The organism is Streptomyces sp. NPDC053541 (assembly GCF_044544705.1).
Taxonomy (GTDB): Bacteria; Actinomycetota; Actinomycetes; order Streptomycetales; family Streptomycetaceae; genus Streptomyces.
In genome coordinates this window covers 434,240-455,481 of record NZ_JBITXM010000004.1, presented here as the reverse complement: position 1 = coordinate 455,481, position 21,242 = coordinate 434,240, and the positions used below count along the sequence as shown (strand labels likewise).

Sequence of the window (21,242 nt, the reverse complement as noted above, 5' to 3'; positions counted from 1 at the left end):
CTACTCGGACCCGAGAACTCCTGAGCCTGGGCTCAGTGGGTCTCGGGGCGGAGGACCTTGGTCCGGAGGACCGACTCGTTCAGGTTCATCTGGCGGTCGAGCTCCTTGACGACCGCAGGCTCGGCCTGCAGGTCGATGACCGAGTAGATGCCCTCGGGCTTCTTCTTGATCTCGTAGGCGAGACGACGACGGCCCCAGGTGTCGACCTTCTCGACCTTTCCGTTGCCCTCACGGACGACGGAGAGGAAGTTCTCGATCAGCGGGGAGACAGCGCGCTCCTCGAGATCGGGGTCGAGGATGACCATCACCTCGTAGTGACGCATGTGGAACCCACCTCCTTTGGACTCAGCGGCCACGGTCGTTCCGTGGCAGGAGGGTCGTGATGCGTGCGCAACGGTATCCGCCGCCACTGACAGTCCCCCTCGCCGAACGAGGGGCTGCCGGCGGATCCAGGCCGGACCTGGGCAGACACCGGTGCAGACCGTACAGAGTACCCGCACATCACCCTGCGGTTGAAATCCGGCGGTGAGGGGACGCAATCTGTACACAGCGGATGTGGGCGGCGTCACAAGGCGCCGCCTTCCGGACGGCACGCCAGGAGGTGCCCCCATGGCACAGGCAATGCGACCCGACCCCGGCCACTCCCTCTTCGCCACGGACGGCAAGCCCCACCCGCTCCAGGACACCCTGGTCGCCGTCACGCTGGCGCTCGGCGTCCTCTCCTTCGTCACGGGCTTCTTCGACAACCTGCACCTGCTGGCGTCCTGGACCGGACTGATCGGCATCCTCACCGGGGCCTACGGACAGTTCATCTCCGCCACCACCCGCGAGCGCTTCGCGCTCGTCGTCGGACTCGGCGCCGCGGGCGTGGGCTTCTACCTCGGCATGGCCCACGGCGGCCTCTTCGGCGGAGTGATCAGCTAGCCGCATGCCCGTCACATGGGCCGGAAGGCCCCACAGGCACATTCGGGGCGCTCCCAGGTCGCAGTAGGCTTCGGCGCGAGAGCCGGAGCCCCGCAACCGATGGGGACACACCTGCCGAGGAGCGCCCCGCATGAGCCTGACCCTGAGGACTATCAGTCGTGAGCAGCATCTGGCATTCATCCAGAGCCAGCCCGCGGCGAGCCACTGCCAGGTCCCGGCGTGGGCTGACGTGAAAACGGAGTGGCGCTCCGAGAACCTCGGCTGGTTCGACAAGACCGGCGAGCTCGTCGGCGCCGGTCTGGTGCTCTACCGCCAGCTGCCCAAGATCAAGCGCTACCTGGCCTATCTGCCCGAGGGCCCGGTCATCAACTGGTACGCCCCCAACCTCGACGAGTGGCTCCAGCCGATGCTGGCCCACCTCAAGCAGCAGGGCGCCTTCTCCGTGAAGATGGGCCCGCCGGTGGTCATCCGCCGCTGGGACGCCGCCGCGATCAAGTCCGGCATCCAGGACCCGGACGTCAAGCGCCTGCGTGACGTCGAGGCCACCCACATCGAGCCGCGCGCCTTCGAAGTCGCCGACCGGCTGCGGAAGATGGGCTGGCAGCAGGGCGAGGACGGCGGCGCCGGCTTCGGCGACGTCCAGCCCCGCTACGTCTTCCAGGTCCCGCTCGCGAACCGCTCGCTCGACGACGTCCTCAAGGGCTTCAACCAGCTGTGGCGCCGCAACATCAAGAAGGCCGAGAAGGCCGGCGTCGAGGTCGTCCAGGGCGGTTACGAGGACCTGGCCGAGTGGCAGCGGCTGTACGAGATCACCGCCGTCCGCGACAAGTTCCGCCCGCGCCCGCTCTCGTACTTCCAGCGCATGTGGACCGTCCTCAACAACGAGGACCCCAACCGCATGCGGCTCTACTTCGCCCGCCACAACGGCGTGAACCTCTCCGCCGCGACGATGCTCGTGGTCGGCGGCCACGTCTGGTACTCCTACGGCGCCTCGGACAACATCGGCCGCGAGGTCCGCCCCTCCAACGCCATGCAGTGGCGGATGCTGCGCGACGCCTACGCGATGGGCGCGACCGTCTACGACCTGCGCGGCATCTCGGACTCGCTGGACGAGACCGACCACCTCTTCGGCCTGATCCAGTTCAAGGTCGGCACCGGCGGCGAGGCCGCCGAGTACCTCGGCGAGTGGGACTTCCCGCTCAACAAGCTCCTGCACAAGGCCCTGGACATCTACATGTCGCGGCGCTGAGCACCGGGCGACGCAGCCACCGCCGCGCCCGCCGCCTCGCTGACGGCGCGGCGGGCCTTGCGTAGGCTCGTACCCAGCCTCGTACACACTTTTGACAGACCGCAGCCACCAGAAAGGTTCCGGGCCGGCCATGGCGCTCTCCCTCTACGTCGACACCGCTCGCTGGCGGGCGCACCAGAAGACCGTGATCGAGCAGTTCCCGGGCCTGGTCCCGGTCTGCAAGGGCAACGGCTACGGGTTCGGCCACGAGCGCCTCTCGGACGAGGCCGCGCGCTTCGGCTCGGACATGCTCGCGGTGGGCACCACCTACGAGGCCGCGAAGATCAAGGACTGGTTCGGCGGCGACCTGCTCGTCCTCACCCCGTTCCGGCGCGGTGAGGAACCGGTGCCACTGCCCGACCGGGTCATCCGCTCGGTGTCCTCCGTGGACGGCGTGCACGCCCTGGTGGGCGCCCGGGTCGTCATCGAGTGCATGAGCTCGATGAAGCGGCACGGCATCCACGAGGAGGACCTGCCCCGGCTCCACGCGGCCATCGAGGACGTGCGCCTGGAGGGCTTCGCCCTGCACCTGCCGCTCGACCGCACCGACGGCACCGACGCCGTCGAGGAGGTCATCGCCTGGATGGACCGGCTGCGTGCCGCCCGGCTGCCGCTGCACACCATGTTCGTCAGCCACCTGCGCGCCGACGAGCAGGCCCGGCTCCAGCAGCAGTTCCCGCAGACCCGCTTCCGGGCCCGCATTGGCACCCGGCTGTGGCTGGGCGACCACGAGGCCACCGAGTACCGCGGCGCGGTACTCGACGTCACCCGGGTCGCCAAGGGCGACCGCTTCGGCTACCGGCAGCAGAAGGCCGCCTCCGACGGCTGGCTCGTCGTGGTCGCCGGCGGCACCTCGCACGGCGTCGGCCTGGAGGCCCCCAAGGCCATGCACGGCGTGATGCCGCGCGCCAAGGGCGTCGCCAGGGCCGGCCTCGCCACCGTCAACCGGAACCTCTCCCCGTTCGTCTGGGCCGGCAAGCAGCGCTGGTTCGCCGAGCCGCCGCACATGCAGGTGTCGATCCTGTTCGTGCCGTCCGACGCCCAGGAGCCGAAGGTCGGCGACGAGCTGGTGGCGCACCTGCGCCACACCACCACGCAGTACGACCGGCTCGTCGAGCGCTGAGCCGGCGCGAGCAGCCGTAGCGCGAAGGAACGCCGAAGCGGCCCCCGGGGGACTCCCCGGGGGCCGCTTGCGTCCGTGGCGCGGGCGCGGTCACTCGCGGGGCGGCAGGCCCCAGTCCACCCGCGTGCCCTCCACGGCCGGGGCCGCGTGCCGCGCCGGGTGCGCCGCCCTGCCGAGCACGAACACGTCCTCGGCGCCGTCCAGGACGCCCCCGGAGGGGTCGTCGGAGCCGTCGCGCCGCACCCCGTCCCGGTCGGGCACCAGGATGTCCCGCACGATCACGGCACACAGATAGAGCGTCCCGAGGACGTGCAGCACGATCGCGAACTGGTAGCCGTCGGTCGGCAGCCCCTGCTTGCTCGGGCCGCTCGTGTACGCCAGGTAGAACCAGATCGCGAAGAAGTACAGGACCTCGCAGCCCTGCCACACCAGGAAGTCCCGCCACCGCGGCCGGGCCAGCGCCGCGAGCGGCACCAGCCACAGCACGTACTGCGGCGAGTAGACCTTGTTGACCAGCACGAACGCGGCCACGATCAGGAACACCAGCTGGGCGAGGCGCGGCCGGCGGGGCGCGTTGAAGGCCAGGTAGGCGAGCCCCGCGACGGCGAGCATCATCAGGAACAGCGCCCAGTAGTTCGCGGTCTCGGGGCGCATCTGCTCACCGGTGAGCTGGCTGATCAGCAGCCACACCGAACCGAAGTCGACGTTCCGGTCCGTGCTGAAGACGTAGAACTGCTTCCAGCCGTCCGTCGCGAACACCAGCACCGGCAGGTTCACCAGCAGCCAGGCCCCCGCGGCACCGAGCAGCGCCGTGCCGAAGGCCCGCCACTTCCCGGCCCGCCAGCACAGCAGCAGCAGGGGCACCAGCAGCAGCGCCGGATAGAACTTGGCGGCCGTCGCGAGCCCGAGCAGCACCCCGGCGGCCAGCGGCCGGCTCCGCGACCACATCAGCAGCGCGGCGGCCGTCAGCGCCACGGCCAGCAGGTCCCAGTTGATGGTGGCGGTCAGCGCGACCGCGGGCGCGAGCGCCACGAGCAGCCCGTCCCAGGGGCGCCGCCGGTGCGTCCTGGCCACACAGACCGCCAGGACCGCCGCACAGACCATGAGCAGGCCCGCATTGACCATCCAGAACGCGCGCTCCTGCGCCGTCACGTCCCCGCCCGGCGTCAGCCACGCGGCGACCTGCATGAACAGCCCGGTCAGCACCGGGTACTCCAGGAACGGTATGTCGCCGCCCACCCGGTCGAAGTACGGGACCAGGCCCTCCGCGAAGCCGCGCCCGGTGAAGAGGTGCGGGATGTCGGAGTAGCAGGCGTGGGTGTACTGCGAGGTGGAGCCGCGGAACCAGGCCCAGTTGTAGCAGGGCAGCTTCTGCACCATGCCGAGGGCGAACATCCCGAGGGCCACGAGGACGACGACCCGGACCGGGGTCAGCTGCCCGGCGCCGAGCAGCGCCCGGCGTCCGATCGGACCGCCGATCAGCTCGCTGCCGGCGGCGGCCACCTCGTCCCGCCGGGTGGGGCAGACCACCGGGGGGTCCTGCGCAGGGCTCGTCTTCTGGAGGCTCGGCATGGGGGACATCCTGCCGTACGCCCCTGGGAAAACGGTGAGGGCCGCCGCGCCCGTTTCCGTACGAGGTACGGACCGGGTGCGACGGCCCTCGGGGCCCTGGGGCGCTCCTCAGGGGTGCGGGCTAGCCGCTCACGCCCCATGAGGTGCCGCCCGGCTTGCCGCCGCCTCCGCCGTTGGTGGTCGGGTCGACGGTCGAGCTCGTCGGATCGGGGCTCGGCGTGGTGGTGGTGCCACCGCTGGTGGTGCCGCCGCTGTCGGCGCCCGTGCTGGTGCCGCCGTTGTCCTTGCACGGCCAGTCCCAGACGCTGCACGTCTTGTCCGGGCCGGGCGTCTTGGTCGGCTTCTCGGTGGGCGCCTGGGTCGACGGGGTCGCGGACGGCGTCTGGGACGCGGTCTCCGTCGGCGTCGGCGTCGGCGTCGGGCTGACCGCGCCGCCGCCGTAGACCGCCTCGCCGTCGAGGTCCTCCGGCTCCGGGAACTTCTTCACGTCGGTGCCCTTGACGGCATCGGTCATGTAGTCGTGCCAGATCTCCGACGGGAACGACGCACCGTGGATCTTCGCCTGGCCGCCGGTGCCCTTCATGGACTCGAACTTGCGGTCCTTGATGGTCTCGTCGTCGGGGAAGCGGTACATGTCGATCGCCGTGGACAGCTGCGGGGTGTAGCCCACGAACCAGGCCGAGTTGTTGCCGTCGGTGGTACCCGTCTTGCCGGCCGCCTCACGGTCGTCCAGCTTGGCGTTGGTACCGGTGCCGCCCTCGACGACGTCCTTCAGGACGTCGGTGACGTTGCTGGCGACGGCGGTGGAGAAGGCCCGCTTGGGCTCGGCCTTGTGCTCGTAGACGACCTCGCCGCGCTGCTTGACCTCGGTCACGGAGAAGACGTCGTTGCGCTCACCGTTGTTCGCGAAGGTCGCGTAGGCGCCGGCCATCCGGATCGCGCTCGGGGAGGAGATACCCAGCGAGAACGAGGGCACGTTCGCCTTCACCAGGGAGGAGTCGAGCAGGCCCGCGTCGATCGCGGACTGGCGCACCTTGTCGATGCCGACGTCCATGCCGAGCTGCACGTACGGCGAGTTCAGGGACTTCATCATGGCCTTGCGCAGGTCGACCTTCGGCACGCTCTCGCCGCCGTCGTTGACCTGACGCCACTCGTTGCCCTTGTCGTCGTACCAGGTGCTGCCGTCGTACTCCTTGATCGTCAGCTTGTTCGTGCCGTTGTAGACGCTCTTGTCGGGGTCGACGATCGTGCGGGTCTCGGGGCCCTGCACCTTCGGTCCCTTGGGGTCGCGCACGCCGTCACGCATCGCGGCGGCGAGGACGAAGGGCTTGAAGGTCGAGCCGACCTGGGCGCCGGTCTGGTCCGCGTTGTTGGTGAAGTGCTTGGTGGCGTCCTGACCGCCGTAGAGGGCGACGATGGCGCCGGTCTGCGCATCCACCGAGGCGCCGCCGAACTGGACGTGGGTGTCCTTGTCCGGGCGCTTCTTCGGGTCGATGTTCTCCTTGTAGACCTTCTGGACCGCTGCCTCGAGCGACTTGACCTTCTTCTTGTCGAAGGTCGTATAGATCTCGAAGCCGCCCTTGGCGAGCTGCTGCGTCGTGAAGTCGCTGTTGTTCAGGAAGTTCGCCTCGGCCGTACGCACCAGATAGCCGATCTGGCCGCCGAGCTGGGCGCCCGAGCTGCGCGGCTTCGTCTTCGGCATCTCGGTGTACTTCGCGCGCTCACCGGCGTCGAGCTTCTTGTCCTTGACCATCTCGTCGAGGATCCACGACCAGCGCTTCCGCGCCCGTTCGGTGTTCGCCTCCTTGGTGGCGGTGGGGTCGATCTCCGGGTAGCCGGCCGGGTCGTAGTACGTCGCGCCCTTGAGCACCGAGGCGAGGAGGGCGCACTCACTCGGGTTGAGCTCGGTGGCGTCCTTGCCGAAGTACGCACGTGCCGCGGCCTGGAGGCCGTAGGCACCGCGCCCGTAGTACGAGGTGTTGAGGTACCCCGCCATGATGTCGGTCTTCTCCAGCTCGTTGCCCACGCGCATCGAGATGAAGAGTTCCTTGACCTTGCGGGTCACCGTCTGCGACTGGTCGTCGAGACGGTTGTTCTTCACGTACTGCTGGGTGATGGTCGAGCCGCCCTGGGTCTGACCGCCCTTGGCCATGTTCCACACGGCACGGGCGATGCCCATCGGGTCGATGCCCGAGTCGTCCCAGAAGGTCTTGTTCTCCGCCGAGACCACCGCGTTCTGCATGGCCTTCGGGATCTTCTCGAACCCGATGATCTGCCGGTTGACCTCACCACCGGTCGCGGCCATCACCGACTTGTCGGACCAGTAGAAGACGTTGTTCTGCTGCTTGGCGCTGATGGCGGTGTCGGGAATGTCCACCCAGGCGTACGCGATCGTCGCCGCGCCCATGAGACCACCGACGAAGGCCAGGAACAGGCCCGTCACCAGCTTCCAGGACGGCATCCAGCGACGCCAGCCGTACTTGCCGTAGCGCGGGTAGTCGATGATCCGCTTCTTGCCGGGCGGGCGCCCGCCGGCACCACCGCGACCGCGCCCCGGACCGTCACCGCGTCCACCGCCGCCACCGCGCCGGCCACCGGGGCCGCCCGGGCCGCCGCCGCCCTCGGGGGCGCGCCTGCGCCCACCGCGCTGGGCGGCACGACGGGCCTCTGCCCGTCCGCCGTAGGGACGCTCTTCCTCTCCATAAGAGGAAGGGGGCCCGTACGAGGCCGAAGGGGACCCCATGGCGGCATCATGACCGGGCGCCGCCCGGCGGCCCATCGGCTGCTGGGCGGCGCGCCGTGCCGCGGCACGACCGCCGTACGGCGGCTGCTGCGGCGGTTTGCGACGGTGCTCGCTCATCGAACGACTACTCCTCGGGCAGGCGCGTGCGCCTGGAAGCGGCAGTTGAGTTCCGGTCCCCCCGAAATGCACACGGCCGGACCTCGGAAGAAGCCCCGCCGTGTCGCAGCCGGTCACCCGTTTCACGGACGTCTCGCGGCCTTGCTCGGTTCCCGGTGGTCTGCATGCCGCACAGACTACGCACGGCCAAAACCTGCCTAGGGGGCGAGTTCACCCCAAATCAGGCAACTCGATTGCTGTGAATTGACGATGTGACGCCGGTCACCCGAGTCCCACTTGTCGCGGACATGGGGTCGTTCTATCGTCGGGATGTATCGAGCCGATACATCAGTGCGGCACATCGGCTCGGCATAGGAGTGTTTTTCCACCCGGTCCCCGAGACGACCCGAGAACGGAGGAGGAGACGAATGAGCCGGCGCTCAGGAATCCTCGAATTCGCCGTTCTCGGCCTGCTCCGCGAAGCCCCGATGCACGGGTACGAGCTGCGCAAGCGGCTCAACACCTCGCTGGGCATCTTCCGGGCCTTCAGCTACGGGACCCTCTACCCGTGCCTCAAGACGCTGGTCGCCAACGGCTGGTTGATCGAGGAACCGGGCAGCGCCCCCGAGGAAGCCGTGGCGGCTTCACTCGCAGGGCGGCGCGCCAAGATCGTCTATCGGTTGACGGCCGAAGGTAAGGAGCACTTCGAGGAGCTCCTCTCCCACACCGGCCCGGACGCCTGGGAGGACGAGCACTTCGCGGCCCGCTTCGCCTTCTTCGGCCAGACCGAGCGCGAGGTGCGGATGCGGGTGCTGGAGGGCCGCCGCAGCCGGCTGGAGGAGCGTCTGGAGAAGATGCGCGCCTCCCTCAACCGGACGCGCGAGCGCCTCGACGACTACACGCTTGAGCTGCAGCGCCACGGAATGGAGTCCGTGGAGCGCGAAGTGCGCTGGCTGAACGAGCTCATCGAGAGCGAGCGGGCGGGGCGGGATCAGCGATCCGGCCCCGACGCCCCCGAGGGCGCCGCTCAGCAGCAGAACCAAGAATCTGGAGAAACGGGCGGCCTGCCCCGGCACGGGGGCAGTACCCGGCCGGATCCGTCCGACGACACCGCCAAGTGAAACCCTGCGTCAGCAGGGCTTCCACGATCACACAGGGAGCAACCGGAAATGGGTTCGGTTCGCGTAGCCATCGTCGGCGTGGGCAACTGCGCCGCCTCGCTGGTGCAGGGCGTCGAGTACTACAAGGACGCCGACCCGGCGTCCAAGGTGCCCGGCCTGATGCACGTGCAGTTCGGCGACTACCACGTCCGTGACGTGGAGTTCGTGGCCGCGTTCGACGTGGACGCGAAGAAGGTGGGCCTGGACCTCGCGGACGCCATCGGCGCCAGCGAGAACAACACCATCAAGATCTGCGACGTTCCGGCCACGGGCGTCACGGTCCAGCGCGGTCACACCCTCGACGGCCTCGGCAAGTACTACCGCCAGACCATCGAGGAGTCCGCCGAGGCCCCGGTCGACGTCGTCCAGGTCCTCAAGGACAAGCAGGTCGACGTGCTGGTCTGCTACCTGCCCGTCGGTTCCGAGGACGCGGCGAAGTTCTACGCCCAGTGCGCCATCGACGCCAAGGTCGCCTTCGTCAACGCCCTCCCGGTCTTCATCGCCGGCACCAAGGAGTGGGCGGACAAGTTCACCGAGGCCGGTGTCCCGATCGTCGGTGACGACATCAAGTCGCAGGTCGGCGCCACCATCACGCACCGCGTGATGGCCAAGCTCTTCGAGGACCGGGGTGTCATCCTCGACCGCACGATGCAGCTGAACGTCGGCGGCAACATGGACTTCAAGAACATGCTCGAGCGCGAGCGCCTGGAGTCCAAGAAGATCTCCAAGACGCAGGCCGTCACCTCCCAGATCCCCGACCGGGACCTCGGCGAGAAGAACGTCCACATCGGCCCCTCGGACTACGTGGCCTGGCTGGACGACCGCAAGTGGGCGTACGTGCGCCTCGAGGGCCGCGCCTTCGGCGACGTCCCGCTGAACCTGGAGTACAAGCTCGAGGTCTGGGACTCCCCGAACTCCGCGGGTGTCATCATCGACGCCCTGCGCGCCGCGAAGATCGCCAAGGACCGCGGCATCGGCGGCCCGATCCTCTCCGCGTCGAGCTACTTCATGAAGTCCCCGCCGGTCCAGTACTTCGACGACGTGGCCCGCGAGAACGTCGAGAAGTTCATCAAGGGCGAGGTCGAGCGCTGACCTGACGGTCTCCCGACGGCCCGCCGGCCGTCGAGATCCCGGCGAAGGCTCTGACGAGGGTCCCCGTGGCACCTGCCCGGGGGCCCTCGTCGTATGTGAGTCTTGCTGCCATGTCCGTCGTGCGTGATCTGCGCGTCCTCCTGCGACTGCGCAACTTCCGCCGCCTGCTCGCCGTCCGCCTGTTCTCCCAGTGCGCCGACGGCGTCTACCAGGTCGCCCTGGCCACGTACGTCGTCTTCTCCCCGGAGAAGCAGACCAGCGCGGCGGCCATCGCCTCCGCCATGGCGGTGCTGCTGCTCCCCTACTCCCTCGTCGGCCCCTTCGCCGGCGTGCTGCTCGACCGCTGGCAGCGGCGCCAGGTCTTCCTCCACGGAAACCTGCTGCGGGCCCTGCTGGCCGGCGGCACCGCGGTGCTGATGCTGGCCTCCGTGCCGGAATGGCTGTTCTACGCCTCCGCCCTCTCCGTCACGGCCGTCAACCGCTTCGTCCTGGCCGGCCTCTCCGCCGCGCTCCCGCGGGTGGTCGACGCCGAGCGCCTCGTCGTCGCCAACTCGCTCTCGCCGACCGCGGGCACCCTGGCGGCGACCCTCGGCGGCGGGCTGGCCTTCGGCGTCCGGCTCGTGGCGGACGACTCCGACGCGGCCGTGGTCCTCCTGGGCGCCGTCCTCTATCTCTGCTCCGCGCTCGCCTCGCTCCGGATGTCCCGCGAGCTCCTCGGCCCCGATCCGGAGGTGCTCCAGCCCCGGCTCTCCGCCGCCCTCGCCTCCACCGCCCGCGGGCTCGCGGGCGGGCTGCGCCACCTGTCCGAGCGGCGCGCCGCCGCCCGGGCGCTCTCCGCCGTGACGCTGATGCGCTTCTGCTACGGCGCCCTCTTCGTCACCGTCCTCATGCTCTCCCGGTACGCGTGGAGCACCACGGAGTCGCAGGGGCTCGCCGTCCTCGGGCTGGCCGTCGCCGCCTCCGGGGCCGGCTTCTTCGCCGCGGCCGTGCTCTCGCCCTGGGCTGTGGGGCGCTTCGGCGCCTTCGGCTGGATGACCATGTGCACGGGGGCCGCGGCCGTACTGACGCCCACCCTGGGGCTCACCTTCGCCCGGACCCCGTTCCTCGTGGCCGCCTTCATGCTCGGGCTCATCACCCAGGGCGCGAAGATCGCCACCGACACGCTCGTGCAGACCTCGGTGGACGACGCCTATCGCGGGCGGATCTTCTCCCTCTACGACGTGCTCTTCAACGTCGCCTTCGTCGGCGCCGCCGGCGTCGCGGCGGCGATGTTGCCGCCGGACGGGCGCTCTCCCGCCCTCGTCCTGCTGGTGACCATGGTCTACGCACTGCTCTCGCTCGCCCTGATCCGTTCCGGCCTCCAGGCCCGCAGGGCCCGGAGGCCGCACGAGGCGGACAACGAAGAGGGGTGATGTTTCACGTGAAACATCACCCCTGCCCGAGACCGTCGCGTCGATGTTTCACGTGAAACATCGACCGTGAAACAACGGCGACCGCGTCACCCCTCCCGGCTCGCCCACCACTCCTTGAGCGCGGCGACAGCGGCGTCCTCTCCCATCGGGCCGTTCTCCAGCCGCAGCTCCAGCAGGAACTTGTAGGCCTGACCGACGGCGGGGCCGGGGCGGATGCCCAGGATCTCCTGGATCTGGTTGCCGTCCAGGTCGGGGCGGATCGAGTCCAGCTCCTCCTGCTCCTGGAGCTTGGCGATGCGCTCCTCCAGACCGTCGTAGGCCCGGGAGAGGGCGGCGGCCTTGCGCTTGTTGCGCGTGGTGCAGTCGGAGCGGGTCAGCTTGTGGAGCCGGGAGAGCAGCGGGCCGGCGTCCCGGACGTAGCGGCGGACGGCCGAGTCGGTCCATTCGCCCGTGCCGTAACCGTGGAAGCGCAGGTGCAGCTCCACGAGGCGCGAGACGTCCTTGATCATCTCGTTGGAGTACTTCAGCGCCGTCATGCGCTTCTTGGTCATCTTGGCGCCCACCACCTCGTGGTGGTGGAAGGAGACCCGCCCGTCCTTCTCGAAGCGCCGGGTGCGCGGCTTGCCGATGTCGTGGAGCAGCGCGGCAAGACGCAGCACCAGGTCGGGGCCGTCCTCCTCCAGGTCGATGGCCTGGTCGAGCACGGTGAGGGAGTGCTCGTAGACGTCCTTGTGGCGATGGTGCTCGTCGCTCTCCAGGCGCAGGGCCGGCAGCTCGGGGAGGACATGGGCGGCGAGGCCGGTGTCCACGAGCAGGCCGAGGCCCTTGCGGGGGTGGGCCGAGAGCAGCAGCTTGTTGAACTCCTCACGGATGCGCTCGGCGGAGACGATCTCCAGCCGGCCCGCCATCTCGGTCATGGCCGTGACGACCTCGGGGGCGACCTCGAAGTCCAGCTGGGCGGCGAAGCGGGCGGCCCGCATCATGCGCAGCGGGTCGTCGGAGAAGGACTCCTCAGGGGTGCCCGGGGTGCGCAGCACCTGCTCGGCGAGGTCTTCGAGACCGCCGTGCGGGTCGATGAACTCCTTCTCGGGGAGGGCCACCGCCATGGCGTTGACGGTGAAGTCGCGCCGGACGAGGTCCTCCTCGATGGAGTCGCCGTAGGAGACCTCGGGCTTGCGGGAGGTGCGGTCGTACGCCTCGGAGCGGTAGGTGGTGATCTCCACCTGGTAGCCCTCCTTCTGGCAGCCGACGGTGCCGAAGGCGATGCCGACCTCCCAGACGGCGTCGGCCCAGGGGCGCACGATCTTCAGTACGGCCTCGGGGCGGGCGTCCGTGGTGAAGTCCAGGTCGTTGCCGAGACGGCCGAGAAGGGCGTCCCGCACCGAGCCACCGACCAGCGCGAGGCTGAACCCGGCGTCCTTGAAGCGGCGGGCGAGGTCGTCGGCGACAGGGGACACGCGCAGTAGTTCACTGACCGCGCGGCGTTGCACCTGGCTCAGGGCAGTCGGGGTGTCTTCGTTGGCGTTCGGCACAACAGAAAAGGGTACGTGCACCGGCCTGCCCCCACGTCCCCGTTATTCCGCGGATCCGCGGGTCGGCCCGCGACCCGCCGCGTCCCATCGGCTGGAGCAGTCCCCGGCACTTGGCCCCCGCGTGCCTCGTTACCATGCCTGGACACAGCAACCGGGAACCACCAGCGACACCACTGACACCACAGACAACGACGAGGACGGGCGACGCGTGGCCGAGGCGGCAGCTATCCAGGGGACCCTTCCCTCACCTGCCCGCCGCTGGCTGCGGCGCACGGCCTCACTCGCCGTCGCGGTGCCGCTACTGACCGGTGTCGCCCCGGCCACCGCCGCCCCCGCGACCGCGGCCACCGAGCGTGCGAACGGCTCCGGCGCCGTCGACGTGTCCCTCGACACGCTGAGCCCGAGCGCCCCCGTGGAGGGCGACACGCTCACCATCAGCGGCACGGTCACCAACGAGGGCAAGCAGGCCGTGACGGACGCCACGGTCGATCTGCGGGTCGGTCCCCGAATGAGCAGCCGCAGCGAGATCGACGAGGTCTCCGGCCGGCGGGCCTACCGGGAGGGCCGCGACCCGGCTCCGCTGGGCGACGCCTTCACGGTGCGGATCCCCCGGCTCGGCGCCGGGCTGAGCAGTGATTTCACGCTCTCCGTCCCGGTCGCCAAGCTCGGACTGGACGAGGCCGGCGTCTATCAGCTCGGCGTCTCCCTGACCGGCCGGACCGCGAGCCAGTCCTACGACCGGGTGCTCGGCATCGAGCGGACGCTGCTGCCCTTCCAGCCCGAGGCCACCGAGAAGAAGACTCAGATCGGCTACCTCTGGCCGCTGATCTCCACCGCCCGGGTCTCCGCCGAGACCGGCGCCAACCAGCAGCAGACCCCCGTCTTCGAGAACGACGAGCTGGCGGCCGAGCTGGCCCCGGGCGGCCGGCTCGCCGAGATGGTGGCGCTCGGCAAGGACCTCCCGGTCACCTGGGTCATCGATCCGGACCTGCTGGCCAGCGTCACGGCCATGACCGAGCCGTACATGGTCAAGAACGGCACGACGGAGGTCCCGGGCCGGAACCAGGCGGTCGCCGAGCGCTGGCTGAACGACCTGGAGAAGGCCGTCCAGGGCCGCAAGGTGGTGGCGCTGCCCTTCGCCGACCCGGACCTGGCCTCCCTCGCCCACCACGGCAAGGACGTCCCCGGCTCGCTCAGCCACCTCCAGCAGGCCACGGCACTGGCCTCCACCACGGTGGAGACCATCCTGCACGTGAAGCCCTCCACCGACTTCGCCTGGCCGGTCGAGGGCGCCGTGGACCCCTCGATCATGGCCGTGGCCACCTCCGCCGGCGCCCGCAACGTCATCGCGCGCAGCGACAGCTTCCGCGACGACCTCTCGTACACGCCGACCTCGGCCCGTCCCATCGGCGGCGGCACCACCGCGATCGTCAGCGACGCGGGCCTGTCGACCGCCTTCCAGGGCGACATGATCCGGGCCGAGAACTCGACCCTGGCCGTGCAGGAGTTCCTCGCCCAGTCGCTCGCGATCACCCTGGAGCTCCCCGAGGAGCAGCGCAGCATCGTGGTCGCGCCGCAGCGCATGCCCTCCACCGCCCAGGCCCAGGCCATGGCCAAGGGCCTGCAGAGCCTCGCCGCGAAGCGCTGGACGGAGCCGGTCGACCTCCAGGCCGCCGCCGCCCAGTCCGACCCCGACGCGTCGAAGCGGGTCCCTGGCGGCTCGTCCTACCCGAAGCGGCTGCGGGCCCAGGAGCTGACCTCCGAGGCCTTCCGGCAGATGAAGGACACCCGCGACCAGCTGGACGACTTCCAGGTCATCCTGACCTTCCCCGACCGCGTGGTGCCGCCCTTCACCAACGCGATCAGCCGCGAGATGTCGACCTCGTGGCGCGGCGAGGCGCCCTCGGCGAGCCTGTACCGCAAGGAGGTGCAGGACTACCTGCGCAGCCTCACGCAGGAAGTGCAGCTGATCGAGAAGTCCGACCTCACGCTGTCCGGCCGCAGCGCCACCATCCCGGTGACCGTGCAGAACCGGCTGCTCCAGGGTGTGGACCACCTGGTCCTCAAGCTGAAGTCCAGCAACAAGACCCGTCTGAAGCTGGACGGCGACTCCGGTGAGGCCGCACGGTCGGTGACGATCGACGGCGGCCACAGCCAGTCGGTGAAGTTCGACACCTCGGCCAACGCCAACGGCCCGGTCACCATGACCGCCCAGCTCTACACCGAGGACGGCACCCCCTACGGCAAGCCGATGACCTTCACGGTGAAGGTCTCCGAGATCACCCCGACGGTGATGCTCGTCATCGCCGGCGGTGTGCTGCTGCTCGTCCTCGCCGGCATCCGGATGTACAGCCAGCGCAAGCGCGCGGCCGCCCGGAACGCCGGGGCCGAGGCCCACGACGAGGCCGGGACGGAGCCGGAGGCTCCGGCGGAGACCGCGGACGCGGCCCCGTCGGAGGACACGGATCCCGAGCAGCCGAGTGACCCGACACCGGACACCGGGTCCGAAAGCGGCGACCCGTCGGGCCCGGGTGAGAAAGTGGACCGTTGAGCGATGTCGTGGCCGGTCGGCCGGGGACGATGAGGTGGGGTAACCATGAACGCGCCGTACGACGGTGACCGCGGTCAGGGCGCGGGCGGCACGGCGCCGTCCGACGGCACGCCCGCGACACCCGGCCCTGCGCCGGTGCCTCCGCCGCAGCACGCCGCACCCGACCCGTACGCACCGGGCCCGCAGCAGCCCGACGCCCAGGACCCGTACGTCCAGGACGCCTACGCCCAGGACCCCTACCAGGCCCACGACCTGGCCGCCCAGGACCCGGTGGGCGAGGCGCTCTACGACCGCGCCGCGCACCCGCCGCCCCCGCCGGGCACCTACGCGGAGCCGCAGCCGCTCTACCAGCAGCCCGCCGCGCCCCAGCACGCCCCGGACCCCCGGGTGTGGGCCCAGACGCCCGCGCCCGAGCCGGACGGCCCCTCGCGCCACCTGCCGTACGGCGACGACGCCCGCACGGTCCAGTTCACCGGGGTCGACGACCTGGTGACCCGCGCGGGGGAGGAGCAGCCGGAGCCCGACGCGTTCGCCCACCTCTACCGGGACCAGCAGGCCTCCGGCCAGGTGCCGCCGCCGGCCCCGGAGCCGAACCCGCTGCCCGCACCCGCGCCGAAGAAGGCCGGCCGTGCCTCCGGGCTGCTCAAGTCGAGCGCCGTGATGGCCGCCGGCACCCTGGTCTCCCGGCTCACCGGTTTCGTCCGCAGCCTGGTCATCACCGGCGCCCTCGGCGCCGCGCTCCTCGGTGACACCTTCACCGTCGCGTACACCCTGCCGACGATGATCTACATCCTCACCGTCGGCGGCGGCCTCAACTCGGTCTTCGTGCCGCAGCTGGTCCGCTCCATGAAGAACGACGAGGACGGCGGCGAGGCCTACGCCAACCGCCTGCTCACCCTCGTCATGGTGGCGCTCGGCGTGATCGTGGCCGTCGCCGTGTTCGCGGCACCGCTGCTGGTCCGGCTGATGTCCAACACCATCGCGGACGACGCGGCGGCCAACAGCGTGGCCGTCACCTTCGCCCGCTACTGCCTGCCCACCATCTTCTTCATGGGCGTGCACGTGGTGATGGGTCAGATCCTCAACGCCCGCGGCAAGTTCGGCGCGATGATGTGGACTCCGGTCCTCAACAACATCGTGATGATCGTGACGTTCGGCCTGTTCATCTGGGTCTACGGCACCTCGGCCGAGTCCCACATGGGCGTCCAGACCATCCCCGACGAGGGCATCCGGCTGCTCGGCATCGGCACGCTGCTCGGCCTGGTCGTCCAGGCGCTGGCGATGATCCCGTACCTGCGCGAGACCGGTTTCCGCTTCCGTCCCCGCTTCGACTGGAAGGGCCACGGGCTCGGCAAGACCGTCAAGCTGGCCAAGTGGACGGTGCTGTTCGTGCTCGCCAACCAGGCCGGTGTCCTGGTCGTCACCCAGCTCGCCACCGCCGCCGGCGAGGAGTCCGGCAAGAACGGCGCCGGCTTCCTCGCCTACTCCAACGCCCAGCTGATCTGGGGCATGCCGCAGGCCATCATCACCGTCTCGGTGATGGCCGCGCTGCTTCCGCGGATCTCCCGCGCCGCCTCCGACGACGACCCGGGCGCCGTCCGTGACGACATCTCACAGGGCCTGCGCAACTCGGCCGTCGCGATCGTCCCGGTCTCCTTCGCCTTCCTCGCGCTCGGCGTCCCGATGTGCACCCTGCTCTACGCCTCCAGCGGCGTCGAGGCCGCCCAGGGCATGGGCTTCATCCTCATGGCCTTCGGCCTCGGCCTGATCCCGTACTCGGTGCAGTACGTCGTGCTCCGCGGCTTCTACGCCTACGAGGACACCCGGACGCCCTTCTACAACACCGTCATCGTGGCCGCCGTCAACGCGGCCGCCTCGGCCGTCTGTTACGTCGTGCTGCCCGCCCAGTGGGCCGTCGTCGGCATGGCCGCCTCCTACGGCCTGGCCTACGCGGTCGGCGTCGGCGTCGCCTGGCGCCGGCTGCGCAACCGCCTCGGCGGCGACCTGGACGGCGCCCACGTGATGCGCACCTACGCCCGGCTGTGCCTGGCCTCGGTGCCCGCCGCGATCGTCGCCGGCGCGGCCGGCTTCGGCCTGTTGAAGCTGCTCGGCGAGGGCGCCTTCGGTTCGCTCGTGGCCCTGGTCGTCGGTGGCGCGGTGCTGCTGGGAGTGTTCTTCGTGGCCGCGAAGCGGATGCGGATCGCGGAGCTCAACTCCATGGTCGGCATGGTCCGCGGGCGTCTGGGGCGCTGACCGGAGGCAGGCGCACGGGGTTCGCACAACCATCGGCAGCCGATGCGTGTCGTGCATAGCGCCGGACTGTGGGCACAATTGGCTTGGCTGTTGGATGTGGCGCAACGGATGGGGAGGCAGGAACGACGGTGGCGGAACGTAGCACGGCTGCCGTCGACGTGGCCGACAACAGCGGTGACGACCCGCTGACCGCCAAGGCGGACAAGGCCGCGACCGACGGGGTGGCGGAAGCGCAGAAGAAGGCGGCCACGACCGCCGAGGCCACGGAGAGCAAGGCGGGCGATCGAAAGAACGGCGAACAGCCTTCCATCACGGCACCGGAGCTGCACAGCGGCCACAAGCTGGCGAGGCGGTACCGGCTGGAGGAATGCGTCACCCGTCTGGACGGATTCAGCAGCTGGCGTGCCGTCGACGAGAAACTGCGCCGGGCCGTCGGAGTGCACATCCTGCCGGCCGACCACTCCCGGGCCCGTTCCGTGCTCGCCGCCGCGCGCTCCGCCGCGCTCCTCGGCGATCCGCGTTTCGTGCAGGTCCTCGACGCCGTCGAGGAGAACGACCTCGTCTACGTGGTGCACGAGTGGCTCCCCGACTCCACCGAACTGACCGCGCTGCTCGCCGCCGGCCCCCTGGAGCCGCACGACGCCTACCAGCTCGTCAGCCAGGTCTCCCAGGCCATGGCCGCCGCCCACCGCGAGGGCCTCTCCCACCTCCGGCTCACCCCGAGCGCCGTCCTGCGCAGCTCGACCGGCCAGTACCGCATCCGCGGCCTCGCCGTGAACGCCGCCCTGCGCGGCATCAGCGCCGAACGTCCGCAGCGCACGGACACCGAGGCGATCGGCGCCCTGCTCTACGCGGCACTCACCCAGCGCTGGCCGTACGAGAACGACGCCTACGGCCTCACCGGGCTGCCCAAGGGCGTCGGGCTGCTCCCCCCGGACCAGGTCCGGGCGGGCGTCCACCGCGGCCTCTCCGAGATCGCCATGCGCGCCCTCGCGAACGACGGGGCGACCGCCTCGCGCCAGGAGCCGCCCTGCACCACCCCGGACGAGCTCGCCAAGGCCGTCGCGGCGATGCCCCGCATCCGCCCGCCGGAGCCGGAGTTCCCCCTCCCGCCCCCGCCGGAGTACCAGCGCACCACCTACCAGCAGGGCACCTACGGACGGCCCCAGCCGCACCCCGCGGCCACCCAGCCCGTCGTGATGCCGCCGCCCCCGCTGCAGAGCCGCACGGGCCGGGCCCTCAAGTGGGCCGTCTCGGCCCTGCTGATCGCCGCCCTCGGTCTGGGCAGCTGGCAGATCGCGGACCGGCTCCTTGACCAGGACAAGGGCACCGAGACCCCGCAGACCACACAGCCGCAGCAGGGCGGCGACGACAAGGAGCCGGCCGCCGACGGCAAGCCGGTCACCGTCGTCGACGCCTTCGACTTCGACCCGGAGGGCGACGGCTCCGAGAACCACGACCAGATAAGGAACGCCTACGACGGCGACCCGAGCACCACGTGGAAGACCATGCGGTACGACGGGTACTCGAAGTTCGGCAACCTGAAGACCGGCGTCGGGATCATCCTCGACCTCGGCAAGGTCCAGCAGGTCGCCAAGGTCGAGGTCAGCTTCCAGGGCTCCACGTCCGTCCAGCTCCGGACGGCACCCGAGGGAGCCTCCGTGCGTCCGGGCCAGCCCGGTGGCTACGCCGTGCAGGCCTCCGGGTCCGGCACCCAGGTGCCCCTGCAGCCCGCGAAGCCGGTCAAGACGCGCTACGTTCTCGTCTGGCTGACCGACCTCCCGAGCGGCGGGGGCGGCTACCGGGGCGAGATCTCGGACATCAAGATCACCAGCTGACGCCACACCCGGGGGGAGGGGCTCACCGTTGGACGACGCCATACGCGACGAGCGCAGCGACCAGGACCTGCTGGCCTGCCATGTGGCCGGCGATCCCGACGCCTTCGGTGAGCTCGTACGGCGGCACCGCGACCGCCTGTGGGCGGTGGCCCTGCGGACCCTGGGCGACCGCGAGGAGGCCGCTGACGCGGTCCAGGACGCCCTCGTGTCCGCCTTCCGGGCCGCCCACACCTTCCGGGGCCAGTCGGCCGTCACCACCTGGCTGCACCGGATCACCGTGAACGCCTGCCTCGACCGGGCCCGCAAGACCGCCTCACGGCGCACCTCGCCCGTGGACGACACGGACCGGTTCGAGCAGCTCCTCGAACCGGTCGAGTCGGCCGAGGCCCCCGCCGAACGCCAGGACCTGCACCGCCAGCTCCTGGCGGCACTGGCCACGCTGCCGGCGGAGCAGCGGGCCGCCCTCGTCCTCGTCGACATGCAGGGATACCCGGTGGCCGAGGCCGCTCGTATCCTCGATGTCCCTAGCGGAACCGTGAAGAGCCGCTGTGCGCGCGGCCGGGCGAAACTCCTGCCGATGCTCACTCATCTGCGCGGGGACACGGTGGGTAACGAGGGCGTGGACCGGGGAAGGAACCGGACGCCGGGGGCATCCGTCCCACCGGTGCCGGGACCGACGGAAACCGGACCGAGCAATCCAGCGGCTGTGAAGGGCGGAGGTGGACGCGCGTGACTTCCGCGGCCGACACGACTCAGCACCCGGACGTCTCGGAGATCTCCGACCTGACCGAAGGGCTGCTCCCGCCCTCCCGCAGCGCCGCCGTGCGCCGACACCTCGGCGCCTGTCCTCTCTGCGCGGACGTGCGGGACTCCCTGGAGGAGATCCGGGGTCTCCTGGGCACCCTCCCCGGCCCGCCGCGGATGCCCGCCGAGATCGCGGGACGGATCGACGCCGCCCTGGCCGCCGAGGCCCTCCTCCACGCCACCGCGCCCGTCGAGGAGCGGCATGTTTCACGTGAAACATCGCCCGCCCGCCCGGTGCCCTCCGCTCCGGCCGCCGGCCGGCCCTCCGGACGCCCCTCCGCCACCACCGGCCCCGGCCGTCCCCGCACGGCCCGGCGGCGCCGCGCCGCGGTCCTCGGGGCCGTGTTCGGGGTGGCGGCCCTGGGCCTGGGCGTGTTCTTCGTCCAGTCGGCTCCGGACGAGCGCTCGGACAGAGCGGTCAGCTCGGCGAGCGCCCAGAGCTTCGACGGCCGGCCGGTGGCGACCGAGGTACGGGAGCTGCTCACGCCCAACGGCACCTTCAAGGCCCCCCAGGAGCAGAACCCCGCTCCCAAGTCGATGTCCGCGGAGAGTGGCGGCGAGACGCAGAAGCGCATGCTGCCCGCAGCCGAGCTGCCCGCGTGTGTCAAGGCCGGCACCGGCCGCACGGAGCCGGTCCTCGCCTTCCGCAGCGGCGACTACCAGGGCACCCCGGCCTATCTCGTGGTCCTGCCGGACACCTCCGACAGCACCCGGGTGCAGGCCTATGTGGTCGACGCCGCCTGTGCCTCCAACGGCTCAAACGCCCCGGGCGAGATCCTGCTGAGGGAATCCGTCCCGCGCTCCTGAAACTCTGCGCCGTGCCGAGCGGCGGTCGCGGGAATGCACGCCCCGTA

At 70.6% G+C, this 21,242-nt stretch carries 15 protein-coding genes; 11 read left to right on the top strand and 4 right to left on the bottom strand.

The window, feature by feature from the left end; translation table 11 throughout:
* Positions 1 to 32: 32 nt before the first annotated feature.
* The gene (gene rpsF, locus ACIGW2_RS12640) at positions 33 to 323 is read right to left on the bottom strand and encodes a 30S ribosomal protein S6 (RefSeq protein WP_004950685.1); all 291 of its coding nucleotides are present in this window, start codon (positions 321 to 323) and stop codon (positions 33 to 35) included.
* A 286-nt stretch (positions 324 to 609) separates the two neighbouring features.
* Between rpsF and ACIGW2_RS12635 the strand changes: the two genes are divergently transcribed.
* The 3 genes from ACIGW2_RS12635 (at position 610) to ACIGW2_RS12625 (ending at position 3,335) form a co-directional block, all read left to right on the top strand.
* Positions 610 to 924, top strand: a complete 315-nt coding sequence (locus ACIGW2_RS12635) for a hypothetical protein (RefSeq protein WP_356062215.1) — start codon at positions 610 to 612, stop codon at positions 922 to 924.
* 130 nt (positions 925 to 1,054) lie between these two features.
* Positions 1,055 to 2,173: a peptidoglycan bridge formation glycyltransferase FemA/FemB family protein gene (locus ACIGW2_RS12630; protein WP_356062212.1), complete on the top strand. Its 1,119-nt coding sequence runs from the start codon at positions 1,055 to 1,057 to the stop codon at positions 2,171 to 2,173.
* A 130-nt stretch (positions 2,174 to 2,303) separates the two neighbouring features.
* On the top strand, positions 2,304 to 3,335 hold the full coding sequence (locus tag ACIGW2_RS12625) for an alanine racemase (protein ID WP_356062210.1): 1,032 nt from the start codon (positions 2,304 to 2,306) through the stop codon (positions 3,333 to 3,335).
* 90 nt (positions 3,336 to 3,425) lie between these two features.
* Here ACIGW2_RS12625 and ACIGW2_RS12620 read toward each other — a convergent pair whose 3' ends face one another.
* Both ACIGW2_RS12620 and ACIGW2_RS12615 read right to left on the bottom strand, forming a co-directional pair.
* Positions 3,426 to 4,907, bottom strand: coding sequence for a glycosyltransferase family 87 protein (locus ACIGW2_RS12620; protein ID WP_391653986.1), 1,482 nt, complete (start codon positions 4,905 to 4,907; stop codon positions 3,426 to 3,428).
* A 121-nt stretch (positions 4,908 to 5,028) separates the two neighbouring features.
* Entirely contained in the window at positions 5,029 to 7,767 is a 2,739-nt protein-coding gene (locus tag ACIGW2_RS12615; RefSeq protein ID WP_399843237.1) for a transglycosylase domain-containing protein, read from the bottom strand.
* 407 nt (positions 7,768 to 8,174) lie between these two features.
* Between ACIGW2_RS12615 and ACIGW2_RS12610 the strand changes: the two genes are divergently transcribed.
* The 3 genes from ACIGW2_RS12610 to ACIGW2_RS12600 all read left to right on the top strand — a co-directional run bounded on the left by ACIGW2_RS12610 (position 8,175) and on the right by ACIGW2_RS12600 (position 11,410).
* The gene (locus ACIGW2_RS12610; RefSeq protein WP_361578661.1) at positions 8,175 to 8,867 is read left to right on the top strand and encodes a PadR family transcriptional regulator; all 693 of its coding nucleotides are present in this window, start codon (positions 8,175 to 8,177) and stop codon (positions 8,865 to 8,867) included.
* Positions 8,868 to 8,915: 48 nt separating this feature from the next.
* Positions 8,916 to 9,998, top strand: a complete 1,083-nt coding sequence (locus tag ACIGW2_RS12605; protein WP_391653988.1) for an inositol-3-phosphate synthase — start codon at positions 8,916 to 8,918, stop codon at positions 9,996 to 9,998.
* A gap of 110 nt (positions 9,999 to 10,108) precedes the next feature.
* Complete coding sequence (locus ACIGW2_RS12600) at positions 10,109 to 11,410, top strand: MFS transporter (RefSeq protein ID WP_399843233.1); 1,302 nt, start codon at positions 10,109 to 10,111, stop codon at positions 11,408 to 11,410.
* A gap of 86 nt (positions 11,411 to 11,496) precedes the next feature.
* On the opposite strand, the gene ACIGW2_RS12595 is transcribed toward ACIGW2_RS12600, so the two are convergent.
* Positions 11,497 to 12,942 carry a CCA tRNA nucleotidyltransferase gene (locus tag ACIGW2_RS12595; RefSeq protein WP_361578652.1) on the bottom strand — a complete coding sequence of 482 codons (1,446 nt, stop codon included), beginning with the start codon at positions 12,940 to 12,942 and terminating at the stop codon, positions 11,497 to 11,499.
* A 208-nt stretch (positions 12,943 to 13,150) separates the two neighbouring features.
* Here ACIGW2_RS12595 and ACIGW2_RS12590 point away from each other — a divergent pair, with 208 nt between their 5' ends.
* From ACIGW2_RS12590 to ACIGW2_RS12570, 5 genes are all read left to right on the top strand, one after another.
* Positions 13,151 to 15,493, top strand: coding sequence for a DUF6049 family protein (locus ACIGW2_RS12590; protein WP_399843230.1), 2,343 nt, complete (start codon positions 13,151 to 13,153; stop codon positions 15,491 to 15,493).
* Positions 15,494 to 15,538: 45 nt separating this feature from the next.
* A complete protein-coding gene (murJ, locus tag ACIGW2_RS12585; protein ID WP_399843228.1) occupies positions 15,539 to 17,746 on the top strand; it encodes a murein biosynthesis integral membrane protein MurJ in 2,208 nt (735 codons plus the stop codon).
* Between the two features lie 128 nt (positions 17,747 to 17,874).
* A complete protein-coding gene (locus ACIGW2_RS12580; RefSeq protein ID WP_391653992.1) occupies positions 17,875 to 19,584 on the top strand; it encodes a protein kinase family protein in 1,710 nt (569 codons plus the stop codon).
* A gap of 28 nt (positions 19,585 to 19,612) precedes the next feature.
* Positions 19,613 to 20,317 (top strand): RNA polymerase sigma factor SigM, encoded by a 705-nt coding sequence (gene sigM / locus ACIGW2_RS12575; RefSeq protein ID WP_361578640.1) that lies wholly within the window; start codon positions 19,613 to 19,615, stop codon positions 20,315 to 20,317.
* Positions 20,314 to 21,195 (top strand): hypothetical protein, encoded by an 882-nt coding sequence (locus tag ACIGW2_RS12570; protein WP_399843225.1) that lies wholly within the window; start codon positions 20,314 to 20,316, stop codon positions 21,193 to 21,195. The genes sigM and ACIGW2_RS12570 overlap by 4 nt, the downstream gene beginning before the upstream one ends.
* Positions 21,196 to 21,242: the final 47 nt, after the last annotated feature.